Origin of the sequence: Pseudomonas sp. Z5-35, from assembly GCF_051131945.1 — a bacterium.
Lineage (GTDB): Bacteria > Pseudomonadota > Gammaproteobacteria > Pseudomonadales > Pseudomonadaceae > Aquipseudomonas > Aquipseudomonas marvdashtae.
In genome coordinates this window covers 2,678,612-2,694,429 of the sequence record NZ_CP071640.1, presented here as the reverse complement: position 1 = coordinate 2,694,429, position 15,818 = coordinate 2,678,612, and the positions used below count along the sequence as shown (strand labels likewise).

General features: G+C 62.0%; 15 protein-coding genes. 10 read left to right on the top strand and 5 right to left on the bottom strand.

Annotated elements, in window-relative coordinates; all coding sequences use genetic code 11:
* Positions 1 to 28: 28 nt before the first annotated feature.
* Together J3P95_RS12465 and J3P95_RS12460 are read right to left on the bottom strand one after the other, a co-directional pair.
* Positions 29 to 1,303 (bottom strand): glucarate dehydratase family protein, encoded by a 1,275-nt coding sequence (locus J3P95_RS12465; protein ID WP_434563502.1) that lies wholly within the window; start codon positions 1,301 to 1,303, stop codon positions 29 to 31.
* On the bottom strand, positions 1,300 to 1,491 hold the full coding sequence (locus J3P95_RS12460; RefSeq protein WP_434576968.1) for a hypothetical protein: 192 nt from the start codon (positions 1,489 to 1,491) through the stop codon (positions 1,300 to 1,302). The genes J3P95_RS12465 and J3P95_RS12460 overlap by 4 nt, the downstream gene beginning before the upstream one ends.
* Positions 1,492 to 1,611: 120 nt before the next feature.
* Between J3P95_RS12460 and J3P95_RS12455 the strand changes: the two genes are divergently transcribed.
* Complete coding sequence (locus J3P95_RS12455; protein ID WP_434563499.1) at positions 1,612 to 2,508, top strand: LysR substrate-binding domain-containing protein; 897 nt, start codon at positions 1,612 to 1,614, stop codon at positions 2,506 to 2,508.
* Between the two features lie 111 nt (positions 2,509 to 2,619).
* Positions 2,620 to 3,051, top strand: coding sequence for a nuclear transport factor 2 family protein (locus J3P95_RS12450; RefSeq protein WP_434576970.1), 432 nt, complete (start codon positions 2,620 to 2,622; stop codon positions 3,049 to 3,051).
* Between the two features lie 100 nt (positions 3,052 to 3,151).
* On the opposite strand, the gene J3P95_RS12445 is transcribed toward J3P95_RS12450, so the two are convergent.
* Positions 3,152 to 4,075, bottom strand: coding sequence for a LysR substrate-binding domain-containing protein (locus J3P95_RS12445; RefSeq protein ID WP_434576972.1), 924 nt, complete (start codon positions 4,073 to 4,075; stop codon positions 3,152 to 3,154).
* 128 nt (positions 4,076 to 4,203) lie between these two features.
* On the opposite strand from J3P95_RS12445, the gene J3P95_RS12440 reads away from it, so the two are divergent.
* Both J3P95_RS12440 and J3P95_RS12435 read left to right on the top strand, forming a co-directional pair.
* Entirely contained in the window at positions 4,204 to 4,410 is a 207-nt protein-coding gene (locus J3P95_RS12440; protein WP_434576974.1) for a tautomerase family protein, read from the top strand.
* Between the two features lie 224 nt (positions 4,411 to 4,634).
* On the top strand, positions 4,635 to 5,369 hold the full coding sequence (locus tag J3P95_RS12435) for an SDR family NAD(P)-dependent oxidoreductase (RefSeq protein WP_434576976.1): 735 nt from the start codon (positions 4,635 to 4,637) through the stop codon (positions 5,367 to 5,369).
* A 53-nt stretch (positions 5,370 to 5,422) separates the two neighbouring features.
* Here the strand turns inward: J3P95_RS12435 and J3P95_RS12430 are convergent, their stop codons facing one another.
* The gene (locus tag J3P95_RS12430; RefSeq protein WP_434576978.1) at positions 5,423 to 7,573 is read right to left on the bottom strand and encodes a TonB-dependent siderophore receptor; all 2,151 of its coding nucleotides are present in this window, start codon (positions 7,571 to 7,573) and stop codon (positions 5,423 to 5,425) included.
* A gap of 81 nt (positions 7,574 to 7,654) precedes the next feature.
* Positions 7,655 to 9,067: a PLP-dependent aminotransferase family protein gene (locus tag J3P95_RS12425; protein WP_434576980.1), complete on the bottom strand. Its 1,413-nt coding sequence runs from the start codon at positions 9,065 to 9,067 to the stop codon at positions 7,655 to 7,657.
* 136 nt (positions 9,068 to 9,203) lie between these two features.
* On the opposite strand from J3P95_RS12425, the gene J3P95_RS12420 reads away from it, so the two are divergent.
* The 6 genes from J3P95_RS12420 (at position 9,204) to J3P95_RS12395 (ending at position 14,763) form a co-directional block, all read left to right on the top strand.
* Positions 9,204 to 10,370, top strand: coding sequence for an MFS transporter (locus J3P95_RS12420; protein ID WP_434576982.1), 1,167 nt, complete (start codon positions 9,204 to 9,206; stop codon positions 10,368 to 10,370).
* An 85-nt stretch (positions 10,371 to 10,455) separates the two neighbouring features.
* Entirely contained in the window at positions 10,456 to 11,127 is a 672-nt protein-coding gene (locus tag J3P95_RS12415) for a GntR family transcriptional regulator (RefSeq protein WP_434576984.1), read from the top strand.
* Positions 11,128 to 11,236: 109 nt separating this feature from the next.
* Positions 11,237 to 12,169, top strand: a complete 933-nt coding sequence (locus J3P95_RS12410) for a 4-hydroxyproline epimerase (RefSeq protein WP_434576986.1) — start codon at positions 11,237 to 11,239, stop codon at positions 12,167 to 12,169.
* Positions 12,166 to 13,281 carry an NAD(P)/FAD-dependent oxidoreductase gene (locus J3P95_RS12405; protein WP_434563481.1) on the top strand — a complete coding sequence of 372 codons (1,116 nt, stop codon included), beginning with the start codon at positions 12,166 to 12,168 and terminating at the stop codon, positions 13,279 to 13,281. Before J3P95_RS12410 ends, J3P95_RS12405 begins: the two co-directional genes overlap by 4 nt.
* Positions 13,274 to 13,510, top strand: coding sequence for a 2Fe-2S iron-sulfur cluster-binding protein (locus J3P95_RS12400; RefSeq protein WP_186632092.1), 237 nt, complete (start codon positions 13,274 to 13,276; stop codon positions 13,508 to 13,510). The genes J3P95_RS12405 and J3P95_RS12400 overlap by 8 nt, the downstream gene beginning before the upstream one ends.
* Positions 13,507 to 14,763 (top strand): FAD-dependent oxidoreductase, encoded by a 1,257-nt coding sequence (locus J3P95_RS12395; RefSeq protein WP_434576989.1) that lies wholly within the window; start codon positions 13,507 to 13,509, stop codon positions 14,761 to 14,763. Before J3P95_RS12400 ends, J3P95_RS12395 begins: the two co-directional genes overlap by 4 nt.
* The last annotated feature ends 1,055 nt before the right edge of the window (positions 14,764 to 15,818 follow it).

Sequence of the window (15,818 nt, the reverse complement as noted above, 5' to 3'; positions counted from 1 at the left end):
CTGCGCAGCAGGCCCCCTCGCCTTCAGCTCAGAACCGCGGCTTGACGGTTTTCCAATCCGGCCGGTAGCGACGCATCTGCCGGACATCGTCACGCTGGCGGATACCGCAGCTGAGGAATTGCTCATGCAGCTTGCCCAGTTGATCGCGGTCCAGCTCCAGTCCGAGACCCGGCGCCCGGGTGATTTTCACGCAGCCATCGACAAACGGCAGCTTGCCGCCCTTGATGACTTCTTCATCCGGTTCCTGCCAGGGGTAATGGGTGTCGCAGGCATAATCCAGATTTGGCACCGACGCCGCCACGTGAGCCATCGCCATCAGGCTGATGCCCAGGTGCGAGTTGGAATGCATCGACACCCCGAGGCCAAAGGTGTCGCACATCTTCGCCAGCACTTGGGTGTCCCGCAGCCCTCCCCAATAATGGTGGTCGGCGAGGACGATCTGCACGCTGTCCTGGGCCACGCTACGGCGAAACTCGTCGAAATCGGTCACCACCATATTCGTCGCCAGCGGCAAGCCCGTACGTTTGTGCAGTTCGGCCATGCCCTCCAGCCCAGGCGTCGGGTCCTCGTAATACTGCAAGTCATCCCCGAGCAGCTCGGCCATGCGGATGGACGTTTCCAACGACCAGTTGCCATTTGGGTCGATGCGCAACGGGTGGTCGGGAAACGCCTGCTTCAACGCCTTGATGCAGGCGACTTCATGTTCCGGCTCCAAGGCGCCGGCCTTGAGCTTGATACTCTTGAAGCCGTATTGCTCGATCATGCGCCGGGCCTGGGCGACGATCTGTTGCTCGTTGAGTGCCTCTCCCCAGCTGTCCGGCGGGTACGGTGAATCGACGTGCTCGGCGTACTTGAAAAACAGGTAGGCGCTGAACGGTATTTCGTCACGGATTGCGCCGCCCAGCAGATCCACCAGCGGCACGTTCAGGTAATGCGCCTGCAAATCCAGGCAGGCAACCTCGAATGCCGAATAAGCATTGCTCACCGCCTTGCTCGCGTGAGAGCCCGGCGCCAGCTCCGCACCGGCGACGCTCGCGGGTTTATGGGCCGCGACTGTTGCCTGGACGATGGCCCGCAACTGGTTGAGGTTGAACGGATCCAGGCCGATCAGTTGGCTCTGGACCTGTTGCTGAATCGCCAGGGCCGGCGCATCGCCGTAGCTCTCGCCGAGGCCGATGTAGCCGTTGTCGCTTTCGATCTCGATGATCGAACGCAGCGCGAACGGCTCGTGGATGCCACTGGCGTTCAACAGCGGTGGGTCGCGAAAGGCAATGGGTGTCACGGTGACGCGTTTGATCTTCATACAGCGGCTCCCGATGGGCCAGGGTTCAGGGCTAGGGGGTTTTCCGGTGATTGGGCGTCGGCAACGCTTTCACGCCGGCCGGACAATGAATTGGGGGTGTCGCGCTTGGGTGTGGTACGAGCGAAGAAGATCACCACGGCGGCGACCAACGAAGTGATGGCCAGGGTTGAATCTGGAATGTGATTCAAGGGGGCCTCTCAATATTGTTTTTGTGGGGCTTTCTTTATGAAGAGCGGTGCGATGATGGACGCCGGGGATTGTTCCCGTCTAATCTAACTTGGCACTTGATTGATACCCGGATTGAATCAATGTTTGAACTGGCCCAACTGCGCTGCTTTACCACCGTGGCGACCGAACTCAACTTCCGCCGCGCTGCCGAACGGCTGAACATGACCCAGCCACCCTTGAGTCGGCAGATCCAGTTGCTGGAACATCACCTAGGCGTCGAGCTGTTCACTCGCAGTACTCGCAGCGTCGCCCTCACCGCCGCCGGCCGGGCGTTTTTCATCGAAGCGCAGAACCTGTTGCAGCAAGCGCAGCAAGCCGCCGTGGCCGCCAAACGTTTCGCCCAAGGCGACATCGGCTCGGTCACCATCAGCTTCGTTGGCAGCGCGGTGTATGAGTTCCTGCCCAAAGTCATCGCCGAGGCGCGGCTGAAACAACCGCAGGTGAAAATCGTCCTGTCGGAGATGAACACCTACCAGCAACACGAAGCCCTGCGGGCCCGACGCACCGACTTGGGCATCGTCCGCTCACCGCTGTTGGAAACCGGCTACGCCACTGAATGCCTGGTGCGCGAGCCGTTCGTTTTGGCCGTGCCCGCCGAACATCCGCTGGCGAGCGCCGAGTCTGTCAGCGTGCAAGATCTGGATGGGCAACCCTTCCTCATGTACTCCCACTCCGCCTACCCGCCCTTCAACGAACTGCTCACCGGCATGCTGCGCTCGGCCAGGGTCGCGCCGCAGTTCGTGCAATGGCTGGGGTCGTCGCTGACCATCCTGGCGCTGGTCAACGCCGGCATGGGCCTGGCGCTGGTGCCGCGTTGTGCGACCAGCGTGGTGTTCAAGCACGTGGTGTTTCGCGAGATCGACCTGGGCCAAGGCGTGCAGAGCGAGCTGCACTTGGTGTGGCGCGAGGACAATGACAATCCGGCGTTCACCATGCTGCTGGAAGGAATTCGCGGGGCGGTTCGGGACGGGGTTTGATTACCGGGGTCACACCCGTGGCCTATTCCAGTCTTCCCTGACAAGTTGTACGATGACCGACGAGCGCGCAACGCTCGTATTCCTGATACCTACAACAACAAGGAAAGACCCATGAGAAAAGCAACCCTGCTTGTCGGTTTCGTTTGCCTCTTCAGCGGGTATGTCGCCGCTGCGCCCGCCTCGGACGAGAAAGAAGTCGCCCAAGCGGTCGATCACCTGACCCAGGCCATGCTGCACAAGGACATCTCTCAGCTTCAGGCCCTGGCCGCCGAAAACCTGACCTACGGCCACTCCAGCGGCAACATCCAGGACAAGAAAGCCTTCATCGCCGACATCGAAACCGGCAAGAGTGCGTTCAAGACCCTGGAAATGAAAAACCAGAAAATCACCCTGTCAGGCGACGTAGCGCTGGTGCGCAACCATTTCTCCGCGCAGGCGCTCAAGGGCACCGAAGTGGTCCCGACCGAAATCGAGAACTTCCAGATCTGGCAGAAACAGAACGGAAAATGGCTGTTGATCGGGCGTCAGGCGTTCCGGTTCTGATCGCGGGTTAAGCCGGGAAATCTCCGTGGCGCATCATTTGAGCTTGGGGTGATCCATTGTGGCGAGGGGATAAATCCCCTCGCCACAGGTCAGAGTTACTTCAATCCGTCGCCCACTGCGTGCGGTACTCCAGCAGAAAGTCCACAAACGCCCGCACCCGCTGCGGCACATACCGGCCATGGGGATACAGCAAGGTGAACGGCCGCGAGCGCCCGGAGAAAGGCGCAAGCACTTCCACCAGTTGCCCGTCCGCCAGTTCCTGTTCAACGATGAACCGATAGGTTTGGAACAATCCTGCGCCATGCTTGGCCAGCGTCACCCCACCCAGCACATCGTCAGAGCAGCAATAACTCCCTTGAGCAACCACTTCCCTTTCCTTGCCCTCGACGTTGAACAGCCAGGAGATACGGCGCCCGTTGCTGGGCAATTCAAACTGGATGCAGTCATATACGTCGAGGTCTTCCAGCGTCTGCGGCGTGCCTGCCTTGCGCAAGTAATCCGGCGCGGCGACCACCACCAGCCTGGCATCCTCCAACAACCGGGCGATCATCGAGGAATCCTGCTGGGCCCGGACCCGTATCGCCAAGTCGTAACCCTCGGCGACGAAGTCGATGTTGCGGTTGCTCAGATGGATATCCACGCTGACTTGCGGGTACAACGCGCGAAACACCGGCAGCAGCGGCAGGATACGATGATGACCGTAGGTCGTGGGCACGCTGATGCGCAGCTGTCCGGACGGCACCGACTGCGCGCCCATCATTTCCTGTTGCGCCTCGACCAGTTGCGTCAATGCCTGGCGGCATTGCTCGAAATAGGTCCGGCCGGCGTCGGTCAGCCGGATGCTGCGGGTGGTGCGCACGAACAGCCGCGACCCCAGGCGCTCCTCCAGACGAAAGATCGAACGGCTCACCGCCGCCGGGGTAACGCCCGCGACTTGGGCCGCCGCGGTAAAACTGCCCGCCTCCGCCGCCAGGCAGAACAATTCGATGCTGCCCAACTGCAAGTCTTCGAAATGACGCTTCATGATTCATTACACCGCGTATCAACTGAAGTTTCGAAAAGCCTGTTTATCAGTGCGTGGCATATAAATACAGTGGCCTTGCAACACGCGGGCGTTGTCCTGCGTCCATTTCCCATCAGCTGGAGTGCATCATGCCTTTCGTCAATGTGCGAATCACCCGAGACGGCGTCACCCGTGAACAGAAAGCCCAGGTGATCTCCGAAATCACCGAAACCCTCCAGCGCGTGCTGGGCAAGGACCCGCATTTGACCCATATCGTGATCGAGGAAGTCGACACCGATAACTGGGGCTATGCAGGGATAACGACGACGGAGTTTCGAAGCCGACCCAAGGAGTAATATTCAGCCCATCCCGAGCCCGGCCCGAATGACCGGGCTTTTTTCTGCCTGCAGACCTGGTCCCACCAATGTTTTGCGGCGAAGCTGGGCATTAGTTACACCACGTATCAACTCAAGTACCAGAAGCCGTATTTATCAAACCCAAGCGCACCAATACCCTGATCATCACCCGCGGCCAAACCGCCGCAGCGGTTCCCAACTCAACGTGATCAGGAGTCAATATCATGAGCAATCAAAAAACCGTCATCATCACCGGCGCATCCAGCGGCATTGGCCTTGGCTTGGTCAAGGCGTTCCTGGCACGCGGCTATAACGTAGTGGGCAACGCCCGTTCCCAGGCTGGCCTGGACGACGCGGCGGGGCAACTGGGTCATCCAGCCAATTTCATCGGCGTGGCCGGCGACATTGCCGAACCTGCGACTTCAACCGCCCTCATCGGCAAAGCCATCGAAGCCTTCGGTGCCGTGGATGGTCTGGTCAATAACGCCGGTTTCTTCCTGCCAAAACCCTTCGTTGAATACAGCCCCCAGGATCTCGAGTCGCTGCTGGACACCAACCTCAAAGGGCTGGTTTACGCCAGTCAGGCCGCGGCCGCCCACATGATCAGCCGCCGGCAGGGTTTCATCATCAACATCTCCGCCTCGGTGGCCTTGCAACCGAACATCCAGGTGCCGGCCGCGTTGCCGGTACTGATCAAGGGCGGCGTGAACCAGATGACCCGCGCCCTGGCCCTGGAATTGTCGCGCCACAACATCAAGGTCAACGCGGTGGCACCCGGCATCATCGACACGCCCATGCATGACCCGGCGCACCGCGATTTCCTCAACAACCTGGCCCCGGCCGGTCGGGTGGGCACCATCGACGAGATCGCCGACGCCGTGCTGTACCTCGCCAGCGCGGATTTCACGACCGGCGCGATCCTGCCGGTGGACGGCGGAATGAGCACCGGCAAGTGGTAAAAACAAAAAAACCCGAAGGCAGGACCTTCGGGTTTTTTCATGGGACTTGGCAGTTACAGCGTGTAGGAAATCCCAGCCTGCACGGTGCGCGGCGCGCCCGGATAGGCGTAGACACCACCAAACGCGCCCTCTTCGTAATCGGCGTCGAACAGGTTCTTCAGGTCCAGGTTGAGACGAATGCGTTCGTTGACCTTGTAGTAGCCAAGCAGGTCGACCACGGTGTAATTGTCCATGGTGAAGGTGGTAGCCGCCGTGTTACCGGCCCGCTCATCGACGTATTTGGTGCCCACGCCCAGGCCTAGGCCCTTGAGGCCGCCGTCCTGGAACTCGTACATGTTCAACAGGCTGAAGGTGTTCTTGGGCACGTTGAGCAAACGAGTGCCGGTGGGGATGTTCGCGTCCTTGGTCACTTCGGCATCGACGTAGGCATAGCCGCCAATGACGCGCCACTCTGGGGTCAGGTTGCCCGCCACGTTCAGGTCGAAACCACGACTGCGCACTTCGCCAGCGGCCACATTGAAGGTTGAATCCAGCGGATCCGGGGTCAAGACGTTGCGTTTTTCGATCTGGTACACCGCCGCATCGATGCTCAACTGGCGATCCAGGGCTTCCCATTTGACGCCCATTTCGTAGGACTTGCCTTCTTCCGGCTTGAACCCACCGCCTTCGCGGCTGGCGCCGTTGTTGGGTTTGAACGAACGGGCGGTGTTGGCGTAGACGGCCACCGTGTCGGTCAGGTCGTAGATCACGCCCAGGCGCGGCGTGACCGCGCTTTCGGTGACGTCCCAGTTGCGGCTGCCTGGCCGTTGGTTAGCCGGGACAGGCACAAACGTCTCATATTGATGCTCGAACCGCTCGAAACGCGCACCAGCCAACACCTTCAAACGCTCGGTCAGCGCCACTTGATCCTGGACGAACACACCAAACGTCTTGAGGTTTTCCTGGTCGTCGGTGGGCGTGCGGGTCAATGCCGGACGCGGCTGACCAGACACCGGATCGAAGATGTCGATCGGATAGGCACCGACGGCGCCGGACGAGCGGCGAATGATCGACTGGTAGTCATAATCTTCATACTCCACGCCGGTCAACAGCGTGTGCTCGAACCCGCCGGTAGAGAAACGCCCGGTGAGGTTGAGCTGGGTGTCGCGGTCGGTCCATTCGAGCTTGCGGTAGTTGAAATTGCGCCCCAGGGTACGTCCGTCGGCGGCGATGCCGTTGCCTTCGACCGCGTTGCCCTGCAGCGTCCCGTCGAGCCACTGGGTGCCGCCGGCCAAGGTCCAGTCGTCGTTGAGCATGTGTTCGAAACGCACCTGCAGCATATTGTTGTCGTTGTGCAGTTTGCCGACGTCTTTTTCACCGAAAAAGGTGTCACGGGACGCTGTGCCACGCTGCCCGGCATAGTGGGTCAAGCCACGGTCCAGCGGATGATTGTTGCGCATGAAATCGCCTTCGAAGGTCAGGCGCGTGGTGTCGTTGACCTGCCAGGAAATCACGGGCGCAACGCCATAGCGCTCGGTCTCGACATCGTCGCGGAACGTGTCGCCGCCCTCGCCGATCACATTCAGGCGATACGCCAGCCGCCCTTCTTCGTCCAGCGGGCCGGACGCGTCCAGCGTGCCCCGGCGCATCCCCTGGTCGCTGACCTGGCTGCCCAGGGTCACCGTGCGCTCGGCCAATGGTTGCTTGGAGACCACGTTGAAAGTGCCGCCGGGATCGCCACGGCCATAAAGCATCGTCGCCGGGCCGCGCAAGACTTCCAGTCGTTCGATGGTGTTGGCATCGGGCATGTTCGGGTAGCCACGATTGATCGGAAAACCGTTGCGGTAGAACTCACCCGTGGTGAAGCCGCGCACGGTGAACGTGGTCAAGCCTTGGCCACCAAAGTTGTTGGCCCGGCCTACGCCGCCGGCGTAATCGAGCGCGTCTTGCAGGCGAGTGGCGCTGAGGTCTTCAACGACGTCGCGGGACACGACTGAGATGGACTGCGGGGTTTCATGGATCGCGGTGTCGGTGCGCGTGGCACTGGCCGAACGGGTGGCGCGATAACCCTTCACTGGCCCCTGGGCGGTTTCGAAATCCGCGGTGCCTACGATATCAGTGGCTTGCAGCTCCAGAGGTGCCCTGCCTGCAAGGCTGGGCTCGTCTGCCCACGTGGGAATTGAATAAGCCTGGAGCACACACAGTGAAACGAGTATCCGACGCATCGACCACAATCCTAACCAAAAGAACGTCGGCCCTCTGGGGGACCGACAAGAATGTGTCGCGAAAGATACAGTAAATCATTGCTATTTGACATCCATTCCCATTAGTACCGTTGTGCCAATTGTCGATTCATTCTCGATCTGTCTGAAAAAAGCCTGCGCGCGGGCATCCTGGGTGTACGCCACATTCAACCGCAACCAGTCACACGCTTCACCTTGGGGCAAGAACGTCGAACCCCGGGAAAGCTGCACTTGCAGTTGCGCGGCGATCTGCTGCACCCGCTCGGCCGGCACGTGCCGCGGCCTGGCCCACACGAACAGGCCTCCGCTCGGTTCGGCGAACACCTGCCAATAAGCCGGATCGAGCTGACGCAGCGTGCTCGCCATCTGCTTGTTCAAGCGCAGGCGCAGGCGTTGGATCAACTTGCGATACGCGCCGTTAGCCAACAAGGTTGCCACGACGTTTTCCGCCAGCAACGAGCAACCGATGCCGGTGACCATTTTGATCTCGGCCAGGCGGTTGATGATCTCAGGTTGGGCGACCACGTAACCGATGCGCAACGAACTGGACAATGTCTTGGAAAAACTCGCCAGGTATATCACCCGGTCCAAGGCGTCGAGGGAGGCCAGGCGAGACGTCGGGCCGTTCTGGAAGTCGGCATAGATGTCGTCCTCGATAAGGCGAAAGTCGTGCAGTGTCGCCAGTTGCAACAGGCGATACGCCACGCTGGGCGCCAGGCTCGTGCCGGTGGGGTTCTGGTACATGCTGTTGATGAAGAAATACGAAGGTCGATGCTCTTCGAGCAGCCGCTCCAGGCTGGCGATGTCCGGCCCTTGAGCGGTTCTCGGGACCGACAGGGTCTTGACCCCGTGCAACTTCAGCAGGTTGAACAGGTTGTAATAACCCGGGCTTTCCACCAGCACCAGGTCACCCGGTTTGAGTAGCGTGCGCACCAACAGGTCGAGGCCGTGGCTGGCGCCTTGGGTGGTGAGGATCTGACGAGGATCGACATGAATGTCGATCAGGCCCAGGCGCTTTTGGATATGCAGGCGCAGATGAGCGGAGCCCAACGGTGTGCTGTAGTTGAACAGCGCCTGATTGTCGCTGCGCACCACCTGGCGGATCGCCTGGCCCAGATCAGTGTCGTCACGCCACGCGTCCGGCAGCCAGCCGCACCCCAGCTTGAGTTGCGTCGATTGCTGATCGAACAACGGCCATGCGACCGTGTCCTCGGCTTGCGGCGCCAACGCCTCGGGCAACTGTTGCGCCACGAAAAAACCCGAGCCATGCCTGGATTCCAGCACCCCGCTGGCCACCAACTGGTCATAGGCCTTGATCACGCTCGACAGGCTCAGGTCATTTTCCGTTGCCAGTTGGCGGATCGAAGGCATTCGGGCGCCAGCACGAACGCCATGGGTGTTGATCCAGCCTGTGATTTGAGCGACGAGGTGCCGCAGCAGCGGCCCCGTAGCGTTGCGATCGATTTTCAGGTCCATGGTGCGAGTTCTCGATCAAGTGTTCTCTCATTTTGGACGAACAGTTAAGCATAAAAGGCGACTGTCTGTTCCTTGTTTGCGCGGTGCCCTGACGTGATAGTCCCAAGGACTCTCTACCTCGCTTCAAGGAGCACTTTTGAACGCACAGCAACGACACTCATGGGGATTGGCTTTCGGCCTTTGCCTGATCACCCTGGCGGTCAATCTGCAGGCGCCGCTGTACACCACTTATGCGCAGTTGTCCGGCTATGGCGCCGCTGCCACGGCGGTGGCGTTTTCCGGTTATGTGCTGGGCGTGTTGCCGGTGCTGCTGGCCTTCGGCGGATTGGCCGACCGGGTGGGCCGCAAGCCGCTGATTCTTGCGGCGCTTGGCCTGTCGATGCTGGCGACGGTGGTCACCGTGCTCTGGCCAAACCTGATCGCCCTTGGGGTGGCGCGCCTGATGATGGGCGTCGGGACCGGACTGGCCTCGGCAACCTCGACTGCGTACATGATGGAGCTGATGCCGACGTGCGACGCCCGTTCGCCGGCTAATCGAGTCACGGCCAGTACGTCGCTGGGCTTTGGCCTGGGCGCGGCGTTGACCAGCCTGTTCTTGCTCGCCCTTCCCAGCGTCACGCCTGGCAGCTTCTGGTTGCAGTTGGTGCTCGCTGCCTTGGCCCTGGCCGTGGTCTGGCGCCTGCCGGACCCCGCCGAGAGAATCAAGCATGCGCCGTTGCTGCGCCTGCCTGTGTTTCCCTGTGGCAGCCTACCCTACAGCTTTTCCATGCTGCTGGCCTGGGCGACGTCGGGCCTGGTGATCGCCATCCTGCCCTCGGTGCTCGCCGCTCATGACTTGCAGCAATGGTCCGGCCTGTCGACCTTCACGGTCATCAGTTGTGGGTTGATCTTTCAACCGTGGGTACGCCGCATGCACCCGGCCAGGGCCACCGGATTGGGATTGTTGATTTTGCCTTTGAGCTACGCCCTGCTGGCCTGGGGCGCGAGCCAGGGTTCGCTGCCCGCCGTGTTGCTGGGCGCACTGGGCGCCAGCAGCGCGTGCTACGGTTTTCTGTACCTGGGTGGATTGTCGGCCATCACCGCCATGGCCGGTGCGCAGAAGGCCCGGGTCACGGCCGGATTCTTCCTGTTTGCCTATATCGGGTTCAGTATTCCGGTCGTGGTGACGGGGTTGCTGGCCGATCATTTCGGCGCTGATGTCGCGTTGATCGTGTTCGGCCTGGCGCTGCTGGCAGGTGCCTCTATCACCGGGCTGCTGATCGTGCGGACAGTTGCCTTCACCGCCCAACCGTCTCACGGCTGAACGTACGTGTACTTAAATGGCAAGGGAATTTATCGGCGACGGATTCGTATACCATATCCCCAAATCAGCCGAACGACCTGCCGCCGTGACTTTATCCAAGTTCAACCTGCCTGATCTGGGCAACACCCCCTCCACTTCGGAAATCATCACCCGGCATCTGCGCGATGCCATCGTGGCCGGACATTTTGCCGAGGACGAGCCGATTCGCCAGGACGACATCGCCCGGCAGTTCAACGTCAGCAAGATCCCCGTGCGCGAAGCCCTCAAGCGCCTGGAGGCCGAAGGGTTGGTGATGTTCCAGCGCAACCGCGGGGCCATGGTCACGCGCATGTCCGAGGCTGAGCTGGCGCAGATGTTCGAGGTGCGGATGTTGCTGGAAGACAAAGTCCTGCGCCTGGCGATTCCCAACATGACCGAAGCGACCTTCGCCCGGGCTGAAAGCATCTGCCGGGAATTCATCGGCGAAGACGACGTCGGCCGCTGGGCAGAGCTGAACTGGCATCTGCACGCCTGCCTCTACGAGCCGGCGCAACGACCCTTTATGGTGGGGTTGATCCGCTCGGTCCACGACAAGCTGGAGCGTTACCTGCGCATGCAGATGAGCTTGTCCGCCGGCAAGGAACGCGCCGACCATGAGCACCGCGACATCGTCGATGCCTGCCGCGCCGGTGATGTGGAGCGCGCGGTAAAACTGCTGGACGAGCACATCGCCGGCGTCTGCAAGACGCTGTTCGAGTTCCTGCCTTCGAGCCGGTAAGGCATCGACGCTGTGCCGATTTCGTCACGCACGGCAGATAAAACCCTCAAGCCGCCAACCCCCGACGCGGGCCACGCTTGCGTTCACTCACCTGAACGGACGTGGCGCCATGAAACGCATCACCGTGATCGATTCCCACACCGGCGGCGAACCGACCCGATTGGTCACCGGCGGTTTCCCCGACTTGGGCCAAGGCAGCATGGCCGAGCGCCGGCAACGGCTGGCCGGCCAGCATGACGCCTGGCGCACCGCGTGCGTGCTGGAACCACGCGGCAGCGATGTGCTGGTGGGCGCCTTGCTCTGCGAACCGGTGGATCCGTCGGCCTGTGCCGGGGTGATCTTCTTTAACAACAGCGGTTACCTGGGCATGTGCGGCCATGGCACCATCGGCCTGGTTGCATCACTCGCGCACCTGGGCCGGATCGGCCCAGGCGTGCACAGCATCGAAACCCCAGTGGGCACCGTGCAGGCGACCCTGCATGACGATCGCAGCGTCAGCGTGCGCAACGTACCGGCCTACCGTTATCGTCAGGCGCTGCGCCTGGAGGTGCCTGGCATCGGCCCGGTGGTGGGCGATGTGGCGTGGGGCGGCAACTGGTTTTTCCTGGTCGCCGACCACGGCCAGCGCGTGGCCGGTGACAACCTCGACGCGCTGACCGCCTACACCTTTGCGGTCCAGCAGGCGTTGGAGCAGCAAGGCTTTCGTGGCGAGGACGGCGGGCTGATCGATCACATCGAACTGTTCGCCGAGGATCCCCATGCCGACAGCCGAAACTTCGTGCTCTGCCCGGGCAAGGCCTATGACCGGTCTCCGTGCGGCACCGGTACCAGCGCCAAGCTGGCGTGCCTGGCGGCGGACGGCAAACTGCAGCCTGGGCAGATCTGGCGTCAGGCCAGTGTCATCGGCAGCCAATTCGAAGGTTCTTATGAGCGCTCGGGCGAGCGCATCGTGCCGACCATTCGCGGCCGAGCCTATATCAGCGCGGAAACCACGCTGGTCATCGACCCGGACGACCCGTTCGCCTGGGGCATTCGCTCGTGAGCGAAGGCCACGCCGCCGATGTGATCATCATCGGCGCCGGGATCATCGGCGCCGCCTGCGCCCGGACCTTGGCCCGGCGTGGCTTGCGGGTCTTGGTGCTGGACGCCGGTTGGCACGGCGCCACGGCCGCCGGCATGGGCCACCTGCTGGTGCTCGATGACAACCCGGCGGAACTGGCCCTGAGCCAATATTCCCTGCAGCGATGGCGCGAACTGGCGCCCGCCCTGCCCCACAGCTGCGCCTGGCGCAATAACGGTACGCTGTGGCTGGCGGCCAACGCCGAAGAAATGGCCGTGGCCCACAGCAAATACCTGAACCTGTTGGCCCACGGCGAGGCCTGCGAACTGATCGGTTGCGCCGCGCTGCACCAGCGCGAACCGGAGCTGCGGGCCGGCCTGGAAGGTGGGTTGCTGATCAAGGGCGACGGCATTCTCTATGCGCCCGCCGCTGCCCAGTGGATGCTCGATCACGACAACATTCGCCAACAGCGCGCCGAAGTCAGCGAAGTCGACGGCCACCGCGTACGCCTCGCCGATGGTCGCTGGCTGAGCGCCGAGGCAGTGGTGCTGGCCAACGGCATCCAGGCCACCGGGCTGTGCCCGGAGCTGCCGATCGAACCCAAGAAAGGGCATCTGTTGATCACCGATCGCTATCCCGCCAGCGTCACCCACACACTGGTCGAGCTGGGCTATGTCACCAGCGCCCACAACGCCAGCGGGCCATCGGTGGCGTGCAATATCCAGCCGCGACCCACCGGGCAATTATTCATCGGCGCCTCGCGGCAATTTGGCAACGTCGATCCACAAGTTGAAGGCTGGATGTTGGCCAAGATGCTCAAGCGCGCCGTGGACTACATGCCAGGACTGGCGCAGCTCAACGGCATTCGGGCTTGGACCGGTTTTCGCGCGGCGAGCCCCGACGGCCTGCCGCTGGTGGGTCAACATCCACAGCGCAAGGGCCTGTGGCTGGCGGTGGGTCATGAAGGACTGGGCGTGACCACTGCCCCCGCGACCGCCGATCTGCTGGCCGCGCAGCTGTTCAATGAAGCTTCGCCGCTTGTCCCGCAGCCTTACCTGCCACAGCGCTTCCTGGGAGAACCGGCCCATGCCTGAATTATTTCTTGATGGCCGTCCATTGTCGGTCGCCGATGGCACTAGCGTCGCGGCGGCATTGGCCCTGGGCGCGGACGGCTGCAGCCGCACCTCGGTGACCGGCCAGCGTCGCGCGCCCTTGTGCGGCATGGGCGTCTGCCAGGAATGCCGGGTGATGATCGACGGTCGTCGGCGGCTGGCCTGCCAGACGCTGTGCCACGAAGGCATGCAGGTGCGAACCCGACCATGAACGAATCCACTGACATCCTGATCGTCGGTGCCGGCCCGGCCGGCATGGCGGCAGCCCTCGCGGCGGCAAGCAGCGGCGCACGCATCCTCCTGCTGGACGATAACCCGATCCCGGGCGGACAGATCTGGCGCGACGGTCCCCAGGCCCACCTTCCCACCGAAGCACAGCGGCTACGCGACCGCTTGCAAGGTTGCAGCACCATACAGTGCCGCACCGGCACCCGGGTGATCGCCAGTGCCGCTGAGAAAACCCTGCTGGTGGAAGATGCCGAGCGGGGTTGGCTGATCAGCTACGACCGCTTGATCCTCTGCACCGGCGCCCGCGAGCTGCTGCTGCCCTTCCCCGGCTGGACGCTGCCCGGCGTCACCGGCGCCGGCGGTCTGCAAGCGCTGATCAAGGGCGGCTTGCCGGTGCGTGGCGAACGTCTGGTGGTGGCCGGCAGCGGCCCGCTGTTGCTGGCCAGCGCGGCCACGGCCAGACATCACGGGGCGCAGGTGCTACGAATCGCCGAACAGGCCAGCCGCTCGGCCGTGGCCGGTTTCGCCATGCAGCTGCCGCGCTGGCCGGGTAAATTCTTGCAATCGTTCAGCCTGTTCGACGGGCACTACCGCACCGCCACCCACGTGCTGGAAGCCTTCGGAACAGATAAGCTCGAAGGCGTGCGCCTGCAGCAACACGGCAAAACCGTTGAACTGGCCTGCGACCGGTTGGCCTGCGGCTTCGGCCTTATTCCCAACACCCAGCTGGGCCAGGCATTGGGCTGCGCCCTTGAAGGACAGGCCCTCGCGGTCGATGCCTGGCAAGCCACCACTCGCCCCGGACTTTACGCCGCAGGTGAATGCACCGGTTTTGGCGGCAGCGAACTGGCCTTGGTCGAAGGCGCCATCGCCGGCCATGCTGCCGTTGGGGATGCCCTGGCAGCGGAACGCCTGTGGTCTCGTCGTACACGCTGGCAGGGTTTTGCCCGGTCGCTGAATACTGCCTTTGTGCTGGATTTGCGCTTGAAGCAGTTGGTTCGGGATGACACGTTGGTTTGTCGCTGTGAGGACGTGTCTTTTGGCGAGCTGAGCAGTCATGGGAACTGGCGTGAGGCGAAACTGGCGAGTCGTTGTGGCATGGGGGCTTGTCAGGGGCGGATTTGTGGTGCGGCGCTGGAGCATTTGCTGGGCTGGACGCCGCCCCTTCCCCGTCCGCCCTTCAGCCCGGCGCGGATTGAGACGTTGCTTAGGTTGGAAGAGACTCCACCTGCTTGAGTGCGCTTCTGGTGGTGTTTTTCGGATTTTTGCGTGTATATCCGGTTTTTTAGTGAAGGCTACTGGCGGTTTCGCTTTTACAGCGACTCACTTTTATGAAGCGTAAAAGTAAGCAAAACGCTTTTGCCCCACCACTTGGCACCTCGCCTAGGCTCGGTGTGCCTGAACGAAGGCATTGCTCCGTGGGCCGCCGCGAAGGGCCATCCATGGCCCAGCGCGGCTAACCCGGCATCCATGCCGGGTTGCCCACTGCGCAATACCTTCGTTCAGCCAGCGTGGTTAACGGGGCGCCGAGATCAACGTCCACCACGAGGCGGCCTGATAGCCGACCTGTCTGTAGGTGATCGCGTTCCTCCTGTGCGAGCCTGCTTGCTGCGGCACTCAAGAAAAACGATACCCCCGTGGCGAGGGAGCTTGCTCCCGCTCGGCTGCGCAGCAGTCGTAAAATGCAACTCTGATTATCCAGATACACCTTGCTGAGTGGTTTTGGGTCTGCTGCGCAGCCCAGCGGGAGCAAGCTCCCTCGCCACAGGTTTATCGTTTGCTTTCGAAAGCGGCGTTTGCTTGTGCCAGTCAAAACCAAGGCACTTTCGTCGCCATGCCTGCTCACCCACCGTCATTGCGAGCAAACCCTTGCTCACAGAAGAAACGCGATCCCACCCAAACCAGGTCGGCTTTCAGGCCGCCTCGCGGCGGACGTTGATCTCGGCGCCCCGTTAACCACGATGGCCGAACGCAGGCATTGCTCCGTGGGTATCCCGGCATGGATGCCGGGATAGCCGCGCTGGCCCATGGATGGGCCTTCGCGGCGGGCCCACGGAGCAATGCCGGAGTGAGGGCATGCCGAGCCTTAGCGAGGCACCAAGTGGTGGGGCAAAAGCGTTTTGCTTACTTTTACGCTTCATAAAAGTGAGTCGCTGTAAAAGCGAAACCATTAGCACCCACAACCACAAAAACGGATATGTACGCAAAAAACGCCCCACGACAAACATCATTCCCCAGACGAACACGTGACAAACACATCCCCCTCAATCAACACTCACCCCCTCACCAAA

What these genes read in the sequence shown, in the direction of transcription:
- J3P95_RS12400 (WP_186632092.1), top strand. Translation starts at nt 13,274, where the DNA reads ATGCCTGAATTATTTCTTGATGGCCGTCCATTGTCGGTCGCCGATGGC.
- J3P95_RS12430 (WP_434576978.1), bottom strand. Translation starts at nt 7,573, where the DNA reads ATGCGTCGGATACTCGTTTCACTGTGTGTGCTCCAGGCTTATTCAATT.
- J3P95_RS12445 (WP_434576972.1), bottom strand. Translation starts at nt 4,075, where the DNA reads ATGAAGCGTCATTTCGAAGACTTGCAGTTGGGCAGCATCGAATTGTTC.
- J3P95_RS12410 (WP_434576986.1), top strand. Translation starts at nt 11,237, where the DNA reads ATGAAACGCATCACCGTGATCGATTCCCACACCGGCGGCGAACCGACC.
- J3P95_RS12440 (WP_434576974.1), top strand. Translation starts at nt 4,204, where the DNA reads ATGCCTTTCGTCAATGTGCGAATCACCCGAGACGGCGTCACCCGTGAA.
- J3P95_RS12455 (WP_434563499.1), top strand. Translation starts at nt 1,612, where the DNA reads ATGTTTGAACTGGCCCAACTGCGCTGCTTTACCACCGTGGCGACCGAA.
- J3P95_RS12435 (WP_434576976.1), top strand. Translation starts at nt 4,635, where the DNA reads ATGAGCAATCAAAAAACCGTCATCATCACCGGCGCATCCAGCGGCATT.
- J3P95_RS12465 (WP_434563502.1), bottom strand. Translation starts at nt 1,303, where the DNA reads ATGAAGATCAAACGCGTCACCGTGACACCCATTGCCTTTCGCGACCCA.
- J3P95_RS12395 (WP_434576989.1), top strand. Translation starts at nt 13,507, where the DNA reads ATGAACGAATCCACTGACATCCTGATCGTCGGTGCCGGCCCGGCCGGC.
- J3P95_RS12450 (WP_434576970.1), top strand. Translation starts at nt 2,620, where the DNA reads ATGAGAAAAGCAACCCTGCTTGTCGGTTTCGTTTGCCTCTTCAGCGGG.
- J3P95_RS12425 (WP_434576980.1), bottom strand. Translation starts at nt 9,067, where the DNA reads ATGGACCTGAAAATCGATCGCAACGCTACGGGGCCGCTGCTGCGGCAC.